We start from the raw sequence: 15,924 nt of genomic DNA, 5'->3' as shown, positions 1-15,924 counted from the left end.
TCCCTCAGCCCTCCGAGATCTTCGTGACGATGCGGGCGAGCAGCTGCGAGATCCGCGGCCCGGCCTCCTGGCCCGCCTCGATGACCTCCTCGTGGCTGAGCGGGGTCTCCTGGATGCCCGCCGCGAGGTTCGTCACGAGCGACAGGCCCATGATCTCCAGTCCTGCGGCACGGGCTGCGATCGCCTCGAGCGCCGTCGACATGCCCACGAGGTCGCCGCCCAGCGTCTTCGCCATGCGCACCTCTGCGGGGGTCTCGTACTGGGGTCCGGAGAACTGGACGTAGACGCCCTCCGGGAGGCTCGGGTCGATCTCACGCGCGACGTCGCGCAGGCGCGAAGAGTAGAGGTCGGTGAGATCGACGAAGTTCGCGCCGGTGAGCGGGGTGGCGCCGGTGAGGTTGATGTGGTCCTCGAGGAGGACGACGGAACCCGCCGAGTACTCCGGGTTGAGGCCCCCGCACCCGTTGGTGAGGACGAGCGTCGAGCAGCCGGCTGCCGCGGCGACGCGCACTCCGTGGGCGGTGGCGGCGGCATCGCGGCCCTCGTAGAAGTGTCGACGCGCACCCAGCACCAGCGCGTGCGTGCCGTTCTCCAGGCGGATGGTCCGCAGGCGGCCGCCGTGGCCGGGGACGGAGGGGGCGTGGAAGCCGGGGACGTCCTCGGCTGCGGTGTCCGCGATGGTCTCGCCCAGCAGGTCGGCGGCGCCGCCCCAGCCGGAGCCCAGGACCAGGGCGATGTCGTGGCGTTCGATGCCCGCCGCCTCGGCGAGGACCTGGGCGGCCTGCTGTGCGGTCACCATCGCCGCGTCGGTGTCATGTGCGCTCATATTCCCGAAGGGTACCGGGCGCGGGCGACTGGGTCATGCCCAGAGCACAGCGAGGCCGGTGCGCACGAGTCGAGAGGGGTCGGCGCGCCTCGGTAGGATCGACGCAGTCCCGGCCAGTCCATCCCCGCCCACAGCCCATCCCGCTCACAGCTCATCCCCGCTCAGGAGGCCACCATGGCGCCCAGCACACCCGAGAAGCCCAGCACGACCGGCTCCGTCGCGATCCGCCCGTGGCGAGACGGCGATGATCGGGCGCTCGCCCAGGTCCTCCCGGATCCGGGCAGCCCCGCCCAGCTCGCGGCACGTGCCCTGCTGCGGGAACCGGGGGAGTCGCCTCTCACCCGCACCGTCGTCGCCGTCGTGGACTCCGTCGTCGTGGGCGCGGCTGCGATCGCGGCGTCGCCGGCGCATCCCGGCCGCGCCTGGGTGCACGTCGAGGTGGCGCCGGAGGAGCGGCGCGGAGGTGTCGGCTCCGCTCTGCTCGAGGCTGCCGCCGCCGAGGCCGCTGGGACCGCCGTGGACGGTCTGGGCCTGCGGACGCGGATCGTAGCGGGAGACCCCGAGGCGGGTGCGTTCGCGCATGCGCGGGGCTTCACGGACCTGTTCACGACGCGGATCGTCCTCATCGATGCGGGTGCGCTGGGAGCTGCGGGGCTCGAGCGGGCGGAGGATCTGCAGGTCATCGATACCGGTTCCGTCGCTCTCACGCAGGCCTTCGCGAGCTGGTACGAGCGCGTCAACGCGCCGGATCCCGCGGCACCGATGAGCATCGGCCAGGTGAATACCCGCTTCCTGTCCGAGGCTGCGGGTGCGCACGGAGCGGCGCTGTGGCGCCCGGACGTGGGCGCGGACGGTGCCGGGACTGAGGGGTCGGGGACAGACATCAACAAGCGACCCGTCACGGCGTTCGCGGTGTCGTATGCGCAGAAGGCTGCGGAGGACGCGGACGTGCAGGCGGCGGAAGCGTCTGTCGTCCCGGAGGACGACGACCACGTCTTCGCGGTGGGCGGTGGCGAGGACGCGACGGAGCTGACGATCGGCAGTGTGGACGGGAACGTGCAGGACCTGCGCTCGCTCGTGGCGCGCCTGTCGGTCGACACACCTGTCGTGGTCGAGGTGACGGATGCGATGGAGACGGAGTCCGCTCTGGTCGAGGAGCTCCTGGCATCGGGCAGCGCGCGGATCCTGACGGCCTACACGACGCTGGTGCGCGACCCGCAGGGGTGAGGCTACGGGAGACACGCAGGGGTGACGGTGCAGGGTGGTCGGCATGGCTGTCAGCTCGATCGGGTGCGGATCGGAAGCGCAGTGTCGCCTGTGACCCACCAGTGAGCATCGGCGTGGCGAGGGATCGGGGAGAGCGCGCGGTGCCCGGCTGACCGCAGGGACTCCTCCGACCAGGGGCCCAGCAGCAGTGTGGGCCCCTGCTGCTGATAGAGCGTCGGGGCAGCGGCCGTGCGCAGCGCGGTGCCTGCTGCCACGACCAGGCAGACGGGTCTGCGAGCGGATGACGCGTGGTCGGCAGCGGTGCGCTGATGCGGGTCGTCGCGGTCGAGTACCACGGTGACCTCCTGCCCGCGCAGGCCTTCGACGAGGGTGTCGAGTCCTGTGTATTCATGGTCATCGGCGAGCAGCACCGTCAACACATGTCCGTCGCCCACCGGATCCCACGTGACCAGCGCTCCCGCGGGATCCCAGCCCACCGCGACGGGGCCGACCGGGGAGGCCTGCAGTGCGGTCTCGGGAGTGGGGCGCGCTGCGGCCTCGGGAGCGGTCTGTCGTGACCCGAGCACACTAGTCGTCGAGTGCTCAACATCCGCACCAATCCGGTCCGCGTGCTGTGCGGATGGTGAGCTTTCGACAGGCGCATCGCGGACACCGGGTGACTGGGGCCTGCTGGGGCCGGGCGAATCGTCCGGTGCGGCGTTCGCCCACAGCAGGTGGGGACGCGGTGGTGCAGCGCTCGCGGCCGGGTCGGTTCCCAGCGATGCCGCAACGATCTGCAGGTCGGCTCCCTCGTGGCTGTCCGTGAGGGCTGCCTCGCCGAGGATGACGGCTCGCCCGGGCGGCCAGTCCCCGGAGAAGCGCGAGGCGCTCAGTCCGAAGAACACGGCGTCCTGTTCGGAGGCGGGAGGGAAGACGATCCGTGTCTGAGCGGTCTGCGAGAGTCGCTGGGCGAGTGCGCGCCGCTGACCCGACACGACGAATGCCATGCCCGCGCTTCCGGTGAGCAGCCGTTCCAGACGATCGACGCGCGGCGAGGTCTGATGTGCGGTGACGAACTCATCCCAGTTGTCGACAGCCCAGACGCCAGGGCGCCGCATCTGTTCGCATGCGGCGATGAGGTGATCGATCGCCCACGCCTCCGCATGCCCCAGACGGAGGATCCCGTGAGCATCGACGTGCGGTGGGTCGGAATGCGGTCCTAAGTGGATGACCGGCAGCCCGGCTGCGTGGAATGCGCGAGCGCAGGCCTCGACTGCGGTCGACCAGCCGCGGCCCCGGCCCCCGGAGACCGTGATGGAGCCGGAATCGGCTGAGAGGCTGACCTCGGACACACGATTCTCGTCCGGCAGGTCGACGAGGCCGACGGTCGTGGCGGCGGTTCGCGAGTCGTGATCGAGCGGCAGGTGAGCGGGCAGCACGGGTGCGATGACTTCGTGCCGCGGTCCAGGAGGGCCATCCGCGACGACGGGCAGAGAAGGGCGCCGGAACGGAAGCGGGAGGACGACCTCGGCGGCGCCTGCCAGAGACGTCACCGTCACGTGCGGCCCGGATGTGGCAGTGGCTTCCGGATCTCCGGGGAGCGCGGAGCGGAATGCGCGGAGACCGCTGTCGTCGGAGACGAGGGCGGTCCCCGGGCTGTGGGGGTCGAGCCATGCGGCGTCGGGCATGCCCAGGACCTCGTGCGAGTCCGCCTCGTCGCGCACCCGCAGGCAGATGCGGAGCGAGATGTTCGCCCGCATCCGTGCGGAGACGACTCCGGACGGGCGCTGCGTCGCCAGCACGAGGTGGACGCCCAGTGACCGGCCGACCGCGGTGAGGTGCTCGAACTTCGCGACGATGTGCGGACTGAGCGAGGTGAGCACGTGGAACTCATCGATGACGACGAGCAGACGCGGCATTCGGCGGACGGCGGGGTCGTGCCGGGCACGTTCGAGCAGGTCGTCGATGTCGCGGCATCCCGTGCCGGCCAGATGCCGCTCGCGGCGTCCGATCTCTGCGGTGATACTGCGGACGGCGCGCAGAGCGGCGGGTTCGTCGAGGTCGGTGACGAGGCAGTCGGTGTGAGGGCGGTGCAGGAATCCGCTGAGGCTTGCGCCGCCCTTGAAATCGAGCAGGACGAGGCGGAGGTCGTCGGGTGAGTGGGTGCGGCAGAGTGCGTCGAGCCACGCCTCGAGGAGGACCGATTTGCCGCTGCCGGTGGTGCCGGCGACGAGTGCGTGGGGGCCGGAGGTGCGCAGGTCGAGCACGGCGAGCGGGTTCTCGGGTCGGAGGGTGGCGGCCACATCCTTCGGGGCGCCGATGCTGCCGCGGCCGGGTTCGGGACGGATCGAGCCCCGCGGTGCCTCCGGCATCGGAACAGGAGGCCCCAGCGGAACGGACAGCGGACCTGCGTCGGGCTGACCTGTCGCGACCCAGTGCGCGAGGACGTCGGACACGAAGCTCGATGAGTCAGCGTGTTGAACGCGGGGGCCCTGAGAGTGCACGTGCGATCCGAGAGTCCTCGCGGCCAGGAGTCGGAGGAGCGTCGAGCGATGCATGCGATGAGCGTCGAAGAGTCCGCTGAGCGGCGAGCCGACGACGGAGGAACTCGTCGTGTCGAGTGGGGTGGAACCGATGCGGTGTGCCTGCGCCGAGTGGGCTCCGTCTGATCCCGGTCGGGTGAGGGAGTCGGGCCGTGCTGGGCTTCCGCAGAGGATCTCGAGTGGCGGTGCGTTGAGGGCATCGGGGCCGGTGACCACATAGGAGACCTCAGTCGGATCCGTCGTGGCTGAGGTCTGCGGCGGCGAGACACGGCACGAGTTCGCGGGATCGGCGAGCCCGGCGAATTCGGGGAACGCTTCATCGGCGACGCATCCTCCGCCCGCGGAGAGGTGTGCGGCGACGACGGACCGCACGATCGCGTGTGCTCGCTCGGGCGGACCCGTCACGCGGACGCGCGCACTGCGGGGTATGAGGAGCGGCTCGTCCTCGAGGATGAGGAGTGCTGTGTCGCCGTCCAGCTGATGGGGCGGTAGACGGCGCTGTGCGTGAGCGCGCTCGTCCTGATCGCGCGGGAGCCGCACGCCCACGGTGCTGAGGCACCGCCCCGTGCCGAGCACCAGCAGATCCTCCCGCTGCGGCGCAGCGCTTCTGCGACTCGTCCCGCCGTAGGCGATCTCCTCCAGACGGCGGGAGAACGTGCGGCACTGCGCGTCCACGCCGGCGAGGGTGCGTGTCACAGCCTGGGCGTGCCGCCGTCGGCTCTCGATCGTCTCGCGGGCGAATCGGCGGCGTTCGACGCGCAGCGTGACGGCAGCCGTCGCAGGTCCGGCGAGGCTGAGGAGGAGGAACCACCACGTGCCGATCACCAGAGCGAGGATGATCCCGATCCCGATCGGTGCGGCGTAGACGAGCCAGGACGGGGACCGGACCGGCGTGACGTCCTCCGGCTCCGGCCACGCGAGGGGTGCGGGGGAGGCATCGGTCCTGTGGTCGCCGCTGTGGCCACCAGCAGTCGGATCACCGCTGTTCGCGAGGGTGAGGGTCGTGGATCCGACGACGCAGCGAGATGGGTCCGCTGCCGCATCGTCGAGTGTGGCAGAGCGGAGCAGTGCTCCGTCCACGGTGATGCCGGCTGGACCGTTCGCCAGGGTGAGGGGGCGTCGCGAGAGATACGGGTCCGCGAGGTCGACGTCGAGTCCGGCACCGCGTCCCAGTGTCCATTCGCCGCGCGGCACTGCGATCGCGAATCCGGATTCCGGCCCGGAACGGACGATGACCCGTGCGTGGCCCCCGGGAGTGGGCTGCGCGGGTGTGAGGAGCGTGAGCCCGGGGGAGTCGACGGTGACCGGGTGGGCCCCGGCCCAGGTCGCCCACGGGAGCGGATCCGCGGCAGATGAGGTCCCGTGCGCGGCCCGGTCGGTTCCGAATGCACGGACTGCGCCGACCGCACTCAGCACGCGGGCTGCGGGAGCCCACCCGGGGGCGACGATGCGATGACTGGACGTCCGGGTCCCGGAGACGGAATGGAGGATCGCTGAGTACACGACCTCCACGATCTGTGGGAATGCGCTGTCGGGGAAGGCCGATTGTGCACGTGTGGACGAGGACCGCGGGTTCCACAGGTGCGTGTGCGGGTGGTCGGCGTGCCGAGTCGGTGGCCTGTGACGCGAGCAGAGGTGACTGGCAGAGGTGACTGATCGTCACAGCCGAAGAGCGCCGCGGACCGTCGCGGTCGCCTCGAGCTCGATCCATGACGGTGCGAAGGGGGACAGGAGCGCGGGCACATACGCCGTGCGGAGGGTCACCTCCGCGCTGAGTCCGTCGGGGCTGCGACCGGAGACGGAGACGTCCGTGTAGCCGGCAGGGACCTCGACGGCCGACAGGTAATGGCGGGCCGACTCCGTCACTCCCTCGTCGGTGAGAAGGATCGCCGGTTCGTCGGTGGGCGCGGCGTCGAAGGATTCCGCAGAGGCGAGGGCCGCGGAGTCCGCGAGGGCGAACAGCTTCCGCTGCGCGAGCCACATGTCGGTGATGAGCGCCGCGAGCAGGATGAGCGCCAGCGCGATCGTCGCGAATCCGATCGCCAGCGGAGTGATCGACCCGTCGTCACGTCGACGGCGGGGTGCCGGGGTGCGTCTCATCATTCCTCCGCGGGTGCGACGAGGTCGGTGTGGCTGGAGCGGACGGTGAGGGCGGGAAGCCTCGTCTCACCGAGCACGGCGGGGATCCCGGGAATCGGGATCCGTGCGACGACGGTCGCGGTGACCCGCGTTCCGGCGGTGGTGCAGGTACCCGAGCAGCTGAGGTCGATCTGCCAGTCCGCCTGTTCGAGACCGTGGTCCGCGAAGTGCAGGGCCCCGAGGTCGCGCGCAGTCGTCTGCGCGGCGGTCGGGTGGCGGGCCGCAGACTGAGCGGCGTCGATCGCCGTCGACTGCGCCGCGTACGCGCCCGCCTGCACCTGCGCGAGGGCGACGAGCAGGTAGAGGAGGGGGATGAGGAGGACGACGGAGCCGAAGACGAACTCGATGAGGGCACTTCCCTCGTCAGCGCGGCCTCGGGCGCGGGGCTGGAATCGGGGTCCGCGGGAGCTCACAGGTCCGGACCCTCCAGGTCCAGGCCGTCCAGATCCCGATCGTCCAGGTCCGGATCCTCGACCAGGGCACGGCCCTGCAGCTCCCACATGTCGCCTGGACCCACGAGTCCGGCGACGGGCACCGGAGTCCGCACCGTCACCGTGACGAGGGTGTGCGGTCCGGCCGGCGACGTCGTCACATGGACGTCTTCGGCGTAGGACGAGCTGAGCGCTGTCGAGATGAGCTGGGCGGTGTGCTTCGCGCCATCGTCAGTCGTGCGGTCGGCCGCCGCTGCGATCCGTGCACCGGCGATCGCCGAATCGACGACTGTGTTCCGCACGTGCATCGCCAGACCGATCTGCAGCACTGCGGCGAAGACCAGGGTGAGGAGCGCGGAGACCATGACGAACTCTGCGACTGCTGAGCCTGAGTCCGCGGGGCGAGCGGGTGCGACGACCCGGCGGGGCGCTGCGCGCCGAGGGGGTGCGAGGGGCACTGCGATTCCGTCCGCCGTGGTTCAGCCCGCCTGCCGGACCTTGTTGATGCTGTCGGTGAAGAGCGAGGTGAACGCTTCGCCCGCGAGCGCCCAGAGCGCGACGACCAGCGCGGCCGTCATGACCGTGATGAGGACCCAGCCGGGCACATCGCCGCGGTCGGGCCGGGAGTCGCGGCGGCCTCGGCGGCGGGATGGTGAGGCCGGGGAGGCGAGGCCTCCGACCAGCGCGAGCACGCTGAGCAGGGCGGTGATGAGGAGGGCGCGGGTGCGGACGAGCATGGTGTGTCTCCTTCGTGAGGGGTCGGGTTCGTGAGGGGTCAGGGGCCCAGTTCGAGGACAGCGAGGGTCGGATAGATGGCGAAGAGCACGGTGACGGGGAGGACGAACGCCACGACTGGAATGAGCATCGCCACCTCCTTGCGACCGCTCACCTCCATGAGCGAGCGCCTCCCGTGCTCGCGGACGTCGGCGGCCTGTGCCCGCAGGACCTCCGCCAGGGGAGTGCCGCGGGAGGTCGCCACTGCGATGCCGTCGACGAAGCGGATGATCGACGGGTTCCCCGTGCGGGTCCCCATCGCGTCGAGTGCCTCGACCAGCGGTGTGCCGGTGCGCACCTGGGACAGCGCCCGGGTCAGTTCCTGACTGAGCTCGCCCGTCGTGGACCGGCAGACGCGCTCCAGCGCGTCGATCGTGCCTTCGCCGGCGGTCATGGACAGGGCCAGGATCTCTGCGACGGTCGGGAACTCCGCCATGATGCGCCGTTCGCGTCCGCGCACCTGCTGCGTGAGCCACCAGTCGTTGACGATGTGCCCGATGACGGCGCCCAGACCGATCAGACCCAGGAGGACGACGGGAGAGAAGCCGCGCGTGACTGCGGAGACGGCGCCGAGTACGGCGCCGGAGGCCAGTCCCGCGAGGATGCAGAGGACCTGGCGCGTGCGGAATCGCTCCACCGTCGTCGCGCCGCCCAGTTGCTGGAGTCGCCGCAGGACGGACGAGTCCGTCGTGATGCGGGAGGCGAGCCAGGTGCCCCACGACGACGCCGTCGTGTGGAGTATCCCCATGAGGCCGGTCGTCGGCGCGGCGGGTGCGCCGTAGAGGGAGGCGACGCGCGGCTGGTCGCGCAGGTAGGGGCCGATCCGATCGGCGAGCGTGGGCCGGCGGAGGATGGGGAGACTCGCCGCCGTGAACGCGGCGCTGAGTCCGAGGACGAGTCCCACGATGATCGCGACGGCCGGATTGAAGACGTCGACCTGGGACCACACGGCGGTGCTCATCGACGCGGTGCTCGTCTCAGCGACGCTCAACGGTGCCGCGCTCATCGGTGCCGTGCTCATCGGTGCCGTGCTCATCGGTGCCGCGCTCATCGCAGCACCCGCGGCTCGTTCGGCAGGCGACCGATCCGCTTCATGACCCGGTAGGCGCTGAGTGAGACGACCATCCCGGTGAGCAGCAGGACCATGCCGCCGGGCGTGCTGTAGGCGGCAGCGGCCTCGGACCGGGTGGCGAGGAGCGCGAGGACGATCCATGGTGCGGCGACCGCCAGCCGCGCCCCCGTGACCGTCCAGCTCTGGCGTGCCTTGAGCTCGGACCGTGTGCGCGCGTCCTCCCGCAGGAAGTGCGCGAGGGTCCGCAGCAGGGTGCCCAGCTCCGTCCCGCCGACGTCGCGCGTCACGGCCAGGGCTGCGACGATCCTGTCTGCGACGGGGTCCGCGCTCGCCCTCTTGAAGGCGTCGAGCGCCATGGTGAACGAGCCGGTGGCCCGGTACTCGTCCTCGAAGACGTGGAACACCGGGCGGAGACCGTCAGGACCGCGATGCGCCAGCGCGGCGAGGGCCTCGGGCAGGGACATCCCGGCGCGGACTCCGGAATGCAGATGGTCGATCGCATCGGGCCACAGGACTCGGCGCTCCACCTCGCGGGAGCGCGAACGCCGGCGGACGTAGGCGAGCGGCACCGCTGATGCGAACACGGCGAAGCACGTGCTGATGGGGGCGGAGGCCGTGACGGCGTATCCGATGAGCCAGACGAGGGCCGCTGCTCCCGCGCTGATCGCTGCGAGGTGTCCGGGTGTGACGCGCGGGAAGTCCGCTGCGACGAGGTCGTCCGCGAGTTCGTCGACGAAGGGCGACCGGCGGCGCGTCCGCGTCCGCGTCTCCCAGAAGGACGACCAGATGAACAGGAGGCCTGCGGCGAGCACGACGCCGCAGAGCGTCCCCATGAGCGTGGTGGTCACGCAGCCTCCAGCAGGGAGTGGACGTCCTTGCCGATCGCGGCGATGCGGTCACCCAGGTGGCTGAAGCCGCGCCCGCGGACCAGCGAACCGGACCCGTCGGTGTGGAAGATCGTCTCCAGTTCGACGGTGTCGGACTCGACGCCGCCGGGGACAGCCACGATCTCGTGCACGCGCCGTGCACCGCTGCGCAGCAGTGAGAGGTGGACGACGAGGTCGATGCAGCCCGCGACGGTCGGTGTGACGAAGGACGATCCGATGTTCGGTCCCGCGAGCAGCGGCAGCGTGCACATCTTGGTGATCGCGCTGCGTGCGGAGTTCGCGTGCAGGGATCCCATCGCAGGCAGGCCTGCATTCATCGCGATGAGCATGTCGAGGCTCTCCGCTTCCCTGACCTCGCCGACGATCACCCGATCGGGCCGCATCCGCAGTGCTTCCTTCACGAGGCGGCGCAGCGGCACCTCACCGGTCCCCTCGAGGCTCGGCTGCCGGCACTGCATGGCGATCCAGTCCCGCGCGGGAACGGAGAGCTCGAACACCTCTTCGCACGTGATGACGCGTTCGCGTGCGGGGACGGAGCCGCAGAGGGCGTTGAGCATGGTCGTCTTGCCGGCCTGGGTCTGTCCCGTGACGAGGACGTTGGCACCGGCTGCGACAGCGGCGTCGAGGAACCCCGCCGCGGCAGGAGTGACGGAACCCGACTCCACCAGGTCGTGCAGGCTGCGGGTCCGTGCGATGAATTTCCGGATGTTGATCGCCGGGTGGCTGCGGGTGATGTCCGGAAGCACGATGTGCAGGCGGGAGCCGTCCGGCAGCGCCGCGTCGACGAACGGGGAGGACATGTCGACCCGACGTCCGGTGGTGCGCAGGAGGCGCTCGATGAGCTCCGCGATCTCTGATTCCGTCAGAACGGTGGTGGTGAGCTCCGAGACGCCGTGCCGCGAGACGAACACCGCGTGCGGCCCGTTCAGCCAGATCTCCTCGACGGTGGGGTCGTCCAGGTACTTCTGGATCGCGCCGAAGCCGGTGAGGTCGTCGAGCACGCTGCGGCGCAGGGCGTCCGGATCGCCCATGACGGGGAGGGATCCGGCCAGGGTCCGTTCGTCGTAGGCGCGGATGACCTCGTCGATGAGGTCTGCCGTGGGCCGAGCCTCCGATCGCGGATCGATGCCGCGCGCGCGGATGAGTTCGCGCACCTCCGCCCGGACGATCTCCACGGCTTCCACAGGGTCTTCCCAATCCTCGGGGTCGTGAAGGCGTAGGTGTGATCCGCTTCACTCTCGGTACGAGAACCAAAGTAGCGGTAAAGGTCCGGTACTGGAAGGGCTCGCGCAAAGTTGTGGACAACCGCCGCGTCGTCCACGGAGGCAATCGACCGTCCGCACCCCGCTCTGATCGAACGTTCTACTATGGGCCCATGCCTGACAACGCCGCCCGGCCCGATGCCGTCACCCTTCCGACCGACGAGCCCCAGCGCCTCCGCTCCATCGCGGACGATCTGAGGATCCCCGGATTCGTCGACATCCACACGCACTTCATGCCGGAGAACGTGCTGGCCAAGGTGTGGGCCTACTTCGACCGGGCGGAGGAGCGCGGACTGCGGACATGGCCGATCGCCTACCGCTGGTCGGAGGAGGAGCGGGTCGCCCGCCTGCGTGACATGGGCGTCATCGGCTTCACCTCGATGCTCTACCCTCACAAGCCCGGCATGGCCGCATGGCTCAACTCCTGGTCCGCAGACTTCGCCGCGCGCACGCCGGCGTGCGCGCAGACGTCGACGTTCTTCCCCGAGCCCGAGGCCGCCGCCTACACCCAGCGCGCGCTGGAGTCGGGGACCCGCGTCTTCAAATCCCACATCCAGGTCGGCGGCTACGACCCCTCCGACCCGCTGCTGGAACCCGTCTGGGCGCAGATCGAGGAGGCAGGCACCCCCGTCGTCATCCACTGCGGATCCGGTCCGGTCCCCGGGCGGCACACGGGCCTGGACCCCGTGGTGGAGGTCCTCAGGCGGCATCCGAAGCTGGTATTCGTCATCGCCCACACGGGCATGCCGGAGTATCGGGAGTTCATCCAGCTCGCGGAGGACTTCGAGAACGTCTGCCTCGACACCTGCATGACCTTCACTCCGTATGTCGAGGCGACGATGCCCTTCCCCGACGACCTCCTCGGACGGCTCGTGGCGCTGCAGGACAAAGCGGTGCTGGGCAGCGACTTCCCCAACATCCCCTATTCGTACTCCGTGCAGATCGACGCGATCCGCGGCCTGGATCTGGGGGAGGAGTTCGAGCGGAAGGTGCTCCACGACAACGGGGCCCGTCTGCTGGGACTGGACTGAGGCCTCGGCGGCGGGACCGGGCCGATCCCATCATCCGGCAGGGACCTCGACGTCCTCGCGCGGAATGGGCAGACTCGGGGGAGGCGCGCAGGTGCACCGTCGCCTGCGCGCACGGTCCCGTCCCGGGTCCGCGTTCCCCGACGAAGGAGCAGCACATGCACTACCACGAGTCCGGAGACTTCGACTACGCCAAGGCCCTCGCTCAGGCGGCACCCGACCAGGTGAAGGCGTTCGGCGCCTTCGACGCGGCGGTGTTCGACAAGGACGATGAGGTGCTCGATCTCAAGACGAAGGAGCTCATCGCGATCGGCGTCGCGTCGACCACGCAGTGCCCCTACTGCCTCGACGTCCACGTGGGCAATGCGAAGAAGGAGGGAGCCAGCCGCGAGGAGGTCGCCCGCGCAGTGTTCGTCTCCGCCGGCCTGCGTGCGGGCGCCGCCTACACGCACGGCCTGCTCGCTCACAAGATCTCCGAGCAGGGCGAGGACCTGGAGCAGTTCCAGGAACCCGGCGACGTGAAGCACCTGCGCGCGCTGCGGAAGGCGTCCGGCGGAACGGTGGAGGCGTTCGGCGAGTTCGACGCGGCCGTCTTCGACCCCAGCGACGAGGTCCTGTCCGTCAAGGTCCGCGAACTCATCGCGATCGCGGTCGCCGCGACGACCCAGTGCCCGTACTGCCTCAATGCGCACGTCGGCAATGCGAAGAAGGCCGGTGCGACGGACGAGGAGATCGCCCGCACCGTCATGGTCGCCGCGGCCCTGCGCGCCGGCGCCGCCTACACGCACGGATTCCTCGCGATGAAGCTCTACGACGAGAAGTGAGCCCTGCGAGTCCACGCGGACTCGGGCAGGAGCGCCTCCGGGCCGCTCCGACCCGGGTCCGCGTGTGCCGTAGGCTAGGACGACTATGGCAACAGACTTCTCAGCAGAGATCACATCACTGCAGAACACCTTCGCCTCCATCCGTGAGGTGTCCGACGTCGACACCCTGCGCAGTGAGGTGGAGGAGCTCACGCACGCTGCGGCGGCCCCGGACCTGTGGGACGACCCGGACGCCGCCCAGAAGGTGACGTCGAAGCTGTCGCACAAGCAGTCGGTGCTGGAGAAGCTCGACCGCTTCGACCAGCGCATCGAGGACGTCGAGCTCCTCGTGTCCATGGGCGAGGACGAGGGCGACCAGGACGCGATCGACGAAGCGACCTCGGAGATCGAGAAGCTCCGCTCGGAGCTGGGCGATCTGGAGATCTCCACTCTGCTGTCCGGCGAGTACGACGAACGGTCCGCGGTCATCACCGTGCGCGCGGGCGCGGGCGGCGACGACGCCTCGGACTTCGCACAGATGCTCACACGCATGTACGTGCGGTGGGCGGAGAACCGCAAGTACTCGGTGCAGGAGCTCGACACCTCCTATGCAGAGGGTGCGGGCGTGAAGTCCGCGACGATCCAGGTCAACGCCCCCTACGCGTACGGGACGCTGTCCGTTGAAGCGGGCACGCACCGTCTGGTCCGCATCAGCCCCTTCGACAACCAGGGGCGCCGCCAGACGTCGTTCGCGGCAGTCGAGGTGATCCCGCTCATCGAGTCGAGCGACCACGTCGACGTCGACGAGAACGATCTGCGCATCGACGTCTACCGCTCATCGGGCCCCGGCGGTCAGTCGGTCAACACGACGGACTCCGCCGTGCGCATCACCCACGTGCCGACCGGTGTGGTCGTGAGCATGCAGAACGAGAAGTCGCAGATCCAGAACCGCGCCGCCGCGATGCGCGTCCTCCAGTCACGCCTGCTCCTGCTGAAGCAGGAGGAGGAGAACGCCCAGAAGAAGGAGCTCGCCGGCGACATCAAGGCGAGCTGGGGCGACCAGATGCGCTCCTACGTCACGCACCCCTACCAGATGGTCAAGGATCTGCGGACGAACCACGAGGTCAACAACCCCTCGAACGTCTTCGACGGAGCGATCGACGGGTTCCTGCGGGCCGGCATCCGCTGGCGCAAGGAGCAGGAGATGGCCGCCGAATCCGAGGACTGATCCCCGACACGCGGGAGTGCCTGGGGAAACGCGACGAGGGCTGCCCCGCGCCTCTAGAGTGAGCGTGGACGCCCTGCGTCCGTGTCCCTCTTCCTCTTCAGCCCCGGAGCATGTGTGATCACGTTCGACAAGGTCACGAAGTCCTACGACCACCGGGTGGCTCCTGCCCTCGGCGACCTGTCCTTCACCGCAGATGCGGGGGAGTTCGTGTTCCTCGTGGGGGCCTCGGGATCGGGGAAGTCGACCGTCATCCGCCTGGTGCTGCGTGAAGAGGTGCCCACCCGCGGCCGCATCACCGTGGCCGGCACGCAGACCGCCCGGATGCCCAGCTGGAAGGTGCCCCACCTGCGGCGCGGCATCGGCACCGTCTTCCAGGACTTCCGCCTGCTGCCCAACAAGAACGTCTTCGACAACGTCGCGTTCGCGCTGCACGTGATCGGGAAGTCGCGGGCCGCGATCTCCACTCTGGTGCCCGACGTGCTCGAGACGGTCGGCCTCGACGGCAAGCAGAAGCGGTATCCGCACGAACTGTCCGGCGGCGAGCAGCAGCGTGTGGCGATCGCCCGCGCGGTCGTCAACAAGCCCGGCATCCTGCTCGCGGACGAGCCGACCGGCAACCTGGACCCGGCGACCAGCCAGGACATCATGGACGTCATCACGCGCATCAACAGCTTCGGCACGACCGTGCTCATGGCGACCCACGACTCCTCGATCGTCAACTCGATGAACAGGCGCGTGATCGAGCTGCGGGGCGGCGAGATGGTCCGCGACGAAGTGGGCGGCTACCGACCGGAGGTGACGCAGGCGTGAAGACCTCCTTCATCTTCTCCGAGGTGCTGTCCGGTCTGCGCCGGAACCTCTCGATGATCATCTCGGTCATCCTCGTCACTTTCGTCTCGCTGCTGTTCATCGGCGCCGCGATCCTCCTGCAGATGCAGATCGGCGGGATGAAGGACTACTGGTACGACCGCGTGCAGGTCGCAGTGTTCCTGTGCCCGCCCGATTCGGAGGCGCCCACCTGCGCGGACGGTGAGGCCACCCAGGAGCAGAAGGGCGCGATCGAGGCCGCACTGGGATCGCCCGATCTCGACGACTACGTCCAAGAGGTGCACTTCGAGGACAAGGCGACCGCCCACCGACTCTTCGAGGAGCAGTTCGAGGGCACCAGTCTCGAAGGCACAGTGCCCGAAGACCAGATGCAGGAGTCCTTCCGCATCCAGCTCGACGATCCGGAGCAGTACGGCATCATCAGCGAGTACTTCTCCGCCACCCCGGGCGTGGAGGAGGTCGTCGACCAGAACCGGCTCCTCGACCAGCTCTTCAGGATCCTCAACATCGCCACCGCGGCCGCAGTGGGGATCGCCGGGATCATGACACTGTGCGCCGTCCTGCTCATCGCGACGACCATCCGACTGTCCGCGTTCACACGACGCCGGGAGACGGGCATCATGCGACTGGTCGGCGCATCGAACCTCTTCATCCAGCTGCCCTTCATCCTCGAGGGGATCCTCGCATCGGCCCTGGGAAGCGTCCTTGCGGGAATCGTGCTGGGCGTCGGCGTACACTTCGGTGTGTCCGGATGGCTCCAGTCCCGCATGGCCGGGGTGAACCTCGTGACCGTGGGCGACGTGGCAGTCGTGACCCCCATCCTCATCGCAGTCGGCGTCATCATGGCCGGCGCATCGTCCTGGCTCACCCTCCGTCGCTATATGAAGGTGTGATCGG

At 69.6% G+C, this 15,924-nt stretch carries 16 protein-coding genes; 7 read left to right on the top strand and 9 right to left on the bottom strand.

Annotated features, from left to right (window positions below):
• Positions 1-4: 4 nt before the first annotated feature.
• Entirely contained in the window at positions 5-826 is an 822-nt protein-coding gene (locus tag BSP109_RS08265) for a purine-nucleoside phosphorylase (RefSeq protein WP_101599999.1), read from the bottom strand.
• Positions 827-1,000: 174 nt separating this feature from the next.
• Here BSP109_RS08265 and BSP109_RS08260 point away from each other — a divergent pair, with 174 nt between their 5' ends.
• A complete protein-coding gene (locus BSP109_RS08260; protein ID WP_146001106.1) occupies positions 1,001-2,053 on the top strand; it encodes a GNAT family N-acetyltransferase in 1,053 nt (350 codons plus the stop codon).
• A 50-nt stretch (positions 2,054-2,103) separates the two neighbouring features.
• Here BSP109_RS08260 and BSP109_RS08255 read toward each other — a convergent pair whose 3' ends face one another.
• The 6 genes from BSP109_RS08255 to BSP109_RS08230 all read right to left on the bottom strand — a co-directional run bounded on the left by BSP109_RS08255 (position 2,104) and on the right by BSP109_RS08230 (position 8,940).
• Entirely contained in the window at positions 2,104-6,078 is a 3,975-nt protein-coding gene (locus BSP109_RS08255; protein WP_101599998.1) for an FtsK/SpoIIIE domain-containing protein, read from the bottom strand.
• Positions 6,079-6,234: 156 nt separating this feature from the next.
• Complete coding sequence (locus BSP109_RS08250) at positions 6,235-6,675, bottom strand: pilus assembly protein TadG-related protein (protein ID WP_087005073.1); 441 nt, start codon at positions 6,673-6,675, stop codon at positions 6,235-6,237.
• Positions 6,675-7,127: a hypothetical protein gene (locus BSP109_RS08245; RefSeq protein WP_101599997.1), complete on the bottom strand. Its 453-nt coding sequence runs from the start codon at positions 7,125-7,127 to the stop codon at positions 6,675-6,677. The genes BSP109_RS08250 and BSP109_RS08245 overlap by 1 nt, the downstream gene beginning before the upstream one ends.
• Positions 7,124-7,603, bottom strand: coding sequence for a TadE family protein (locus tag BSP109_RS08240; protein ID WP_256970213.1), 480 nt, complete (start codon positions 7,601-7,603; stop codon positions 7,124-7,126). The genes BSP109_RS08245 and BSP109_RS08240 overlap by 4 nt, the downstream gene beginning before the upstream one ends.
• A gap of 21 nt (positions 7,604-7,624) precedes the next feature.
• A complete protein-coding gene (locus BSP109_RS08235; protein WP_101599996.1) occupies positions 7,625-7,882 on the bottom strand; it encodes a hypothetical protein in 258 nt (85 codons plus the stop codon).
• 38 nt (positions 7,883-7,920) lie between these two features.
• The gene (locus BSP109_RS08230) at positions 7,921-8,940 is read right to left on the bottom strand and encodes a type II secretion system F family protein (protein ID WP_257944605.1); all 1,020 of its coding nucleotides are present in this window, start codon (positions 8,938-8,940) and stop codon (positions 7,921-7,923) included.
• On the opposite strand from BSP109_RS08230, the gene BSP109_RS17985 reads away from it, so the two are divergent.
• Positions 8,873-9,016, top strand: coding sequence for a pentapeptide repeat-containing protein (locus tag BSP109_RS17985; protein ID WP_219618518.1), 144 nt, complete (start codon positions 8,873-8,875; stop codon positions 9,014-9,016). The two genes, BSP109_RS08230 and BSP109_RS17985, sit on opposite strands and share 68 nt — an antisense overlap.
• Here the strand turns inward: BSP109_RS17985 and BSP109_RS08225 are convergent.
• Both BSP109_RS08225 and BSP109_RS08220 read right to left on the bottom strand, forming a co-directional pair.
• Positions 8,967-9,839 (bottom strand): type II secretion system F family protein, encoded by an 873-nt coding sequence (locus tag BSP109_RS08225; protein WP_101599995.1) that lies wholly within the window; start codon positions 9,837-9,839, stop codon positions 8,967-8,969. The two genes, BSP109_RS17985 and BSP109_RS08225, sit on opposite strands and share 50 nt — an antisense overlap.
• A complete protein-coding gene (locus tag BSP109_RS08220; RefSeq protein WP_101599994.1) occupies positions 9,836-11,062 on the bottom strand; it encodes a CpaF family protein in 1,227 nt (408 codons plus the stop codon). The genes BSP109_RS08225 and BSP109_RS08220 overlap by 4 nt, the downstream gene beginning before the upstream one ends.
• A 191-nt stretch (positions 11,063-11,253) precedes the next feature.
• On the opposite strand from BSP109_RS08220, the gene BSP109_RS08215 reads away from it, so the two are divergent.
• The 5 genes from BSP109_RS08215 to ftsX all read left to right on the top strand — a co-directional run bounded on the left by BSP109_RS08215 (position 11,254) and on the right by ftsX (position 15,920).
• Positions 11,254-12,171 carry an amidohydrolase family protein gene (locus BSP109_RS08215; protein WP_101599993.1) on the top strand — a complete coding sequence of 306 codons (918 nt, stop codon included), beginning with the start codon at positions 11,254-11,256 and terminating at the stop codon, positions 12,169-12,171.
• A gap of 155 nt (positions 12,172-12,326) precedes the next feature.
• Positions 12,327-12,992 carry a carboxymuconolactone decarboxylase family protein gene (locus BSP109_RS08210; protein ID WP_101599992.1) on the top strand — a complete coding sequence of 222 codons (666 nt, stop codon included), beginning with the start codon at positions 12,327-12,329 and terminating at the stop codon, positions 12,990-12,992.
• Between the two features lie 85 nt (positions 12,993-13,077).
• Positions 13,078-14,199: a peptide chain release factor 2 gene (gene prfB / locus BSP109_RS08205; protein ID WP_087005057.1), complete on the top strand. Its 1,122-nt coding sequence runs from the start codon at positions 13,078-13,080 to the stop codon at positions 14,197-14,199.
• Positions 14,200-14,313: 114 nt separating this feature from the next.
• Complete coding sequence (gene ftsE / locus BSP109_RS08200; protein WP_101599991.1) at positions 14,314-15,009, top strand: cell division ATP-binding protein FtsE; 696 nt, start codon at positions 14,314-14,316, stop codon at positions 15,007-15,009.
• Positions 15,006-15,920: a permease-like cell division protein FtsX gene (gene ftsX / locus BSP109_RS08195; protein WP_101599990.1), complete on the top strand. Its 915-nt coding sequence runs from the start codon at positions 15,006-15,008 to the stop codon at positions 15,918-15,920. Before ftsE ends, ftsX begins: the two co-directional genes overlap by 4 nt.
• Positions 15,921-15,924 lie beyond the last annotated feature (4 nt).

This window comes from Brevibacterium sp. Mu109, from assembly GCF_900169375.1.
GTDB classification, from domain to species: domain Bacteria; phylum Actinomycetota; class Actinomycetes; order Actinomycetales; family Brevibacteriaceae; genus Brevibacterium; species Brevibacterium yomogidense_A.
Note: the sequence above shows the minus strand (reverse complement) of the source record. Positions and strands in the feature narration are given on the sequence as shown.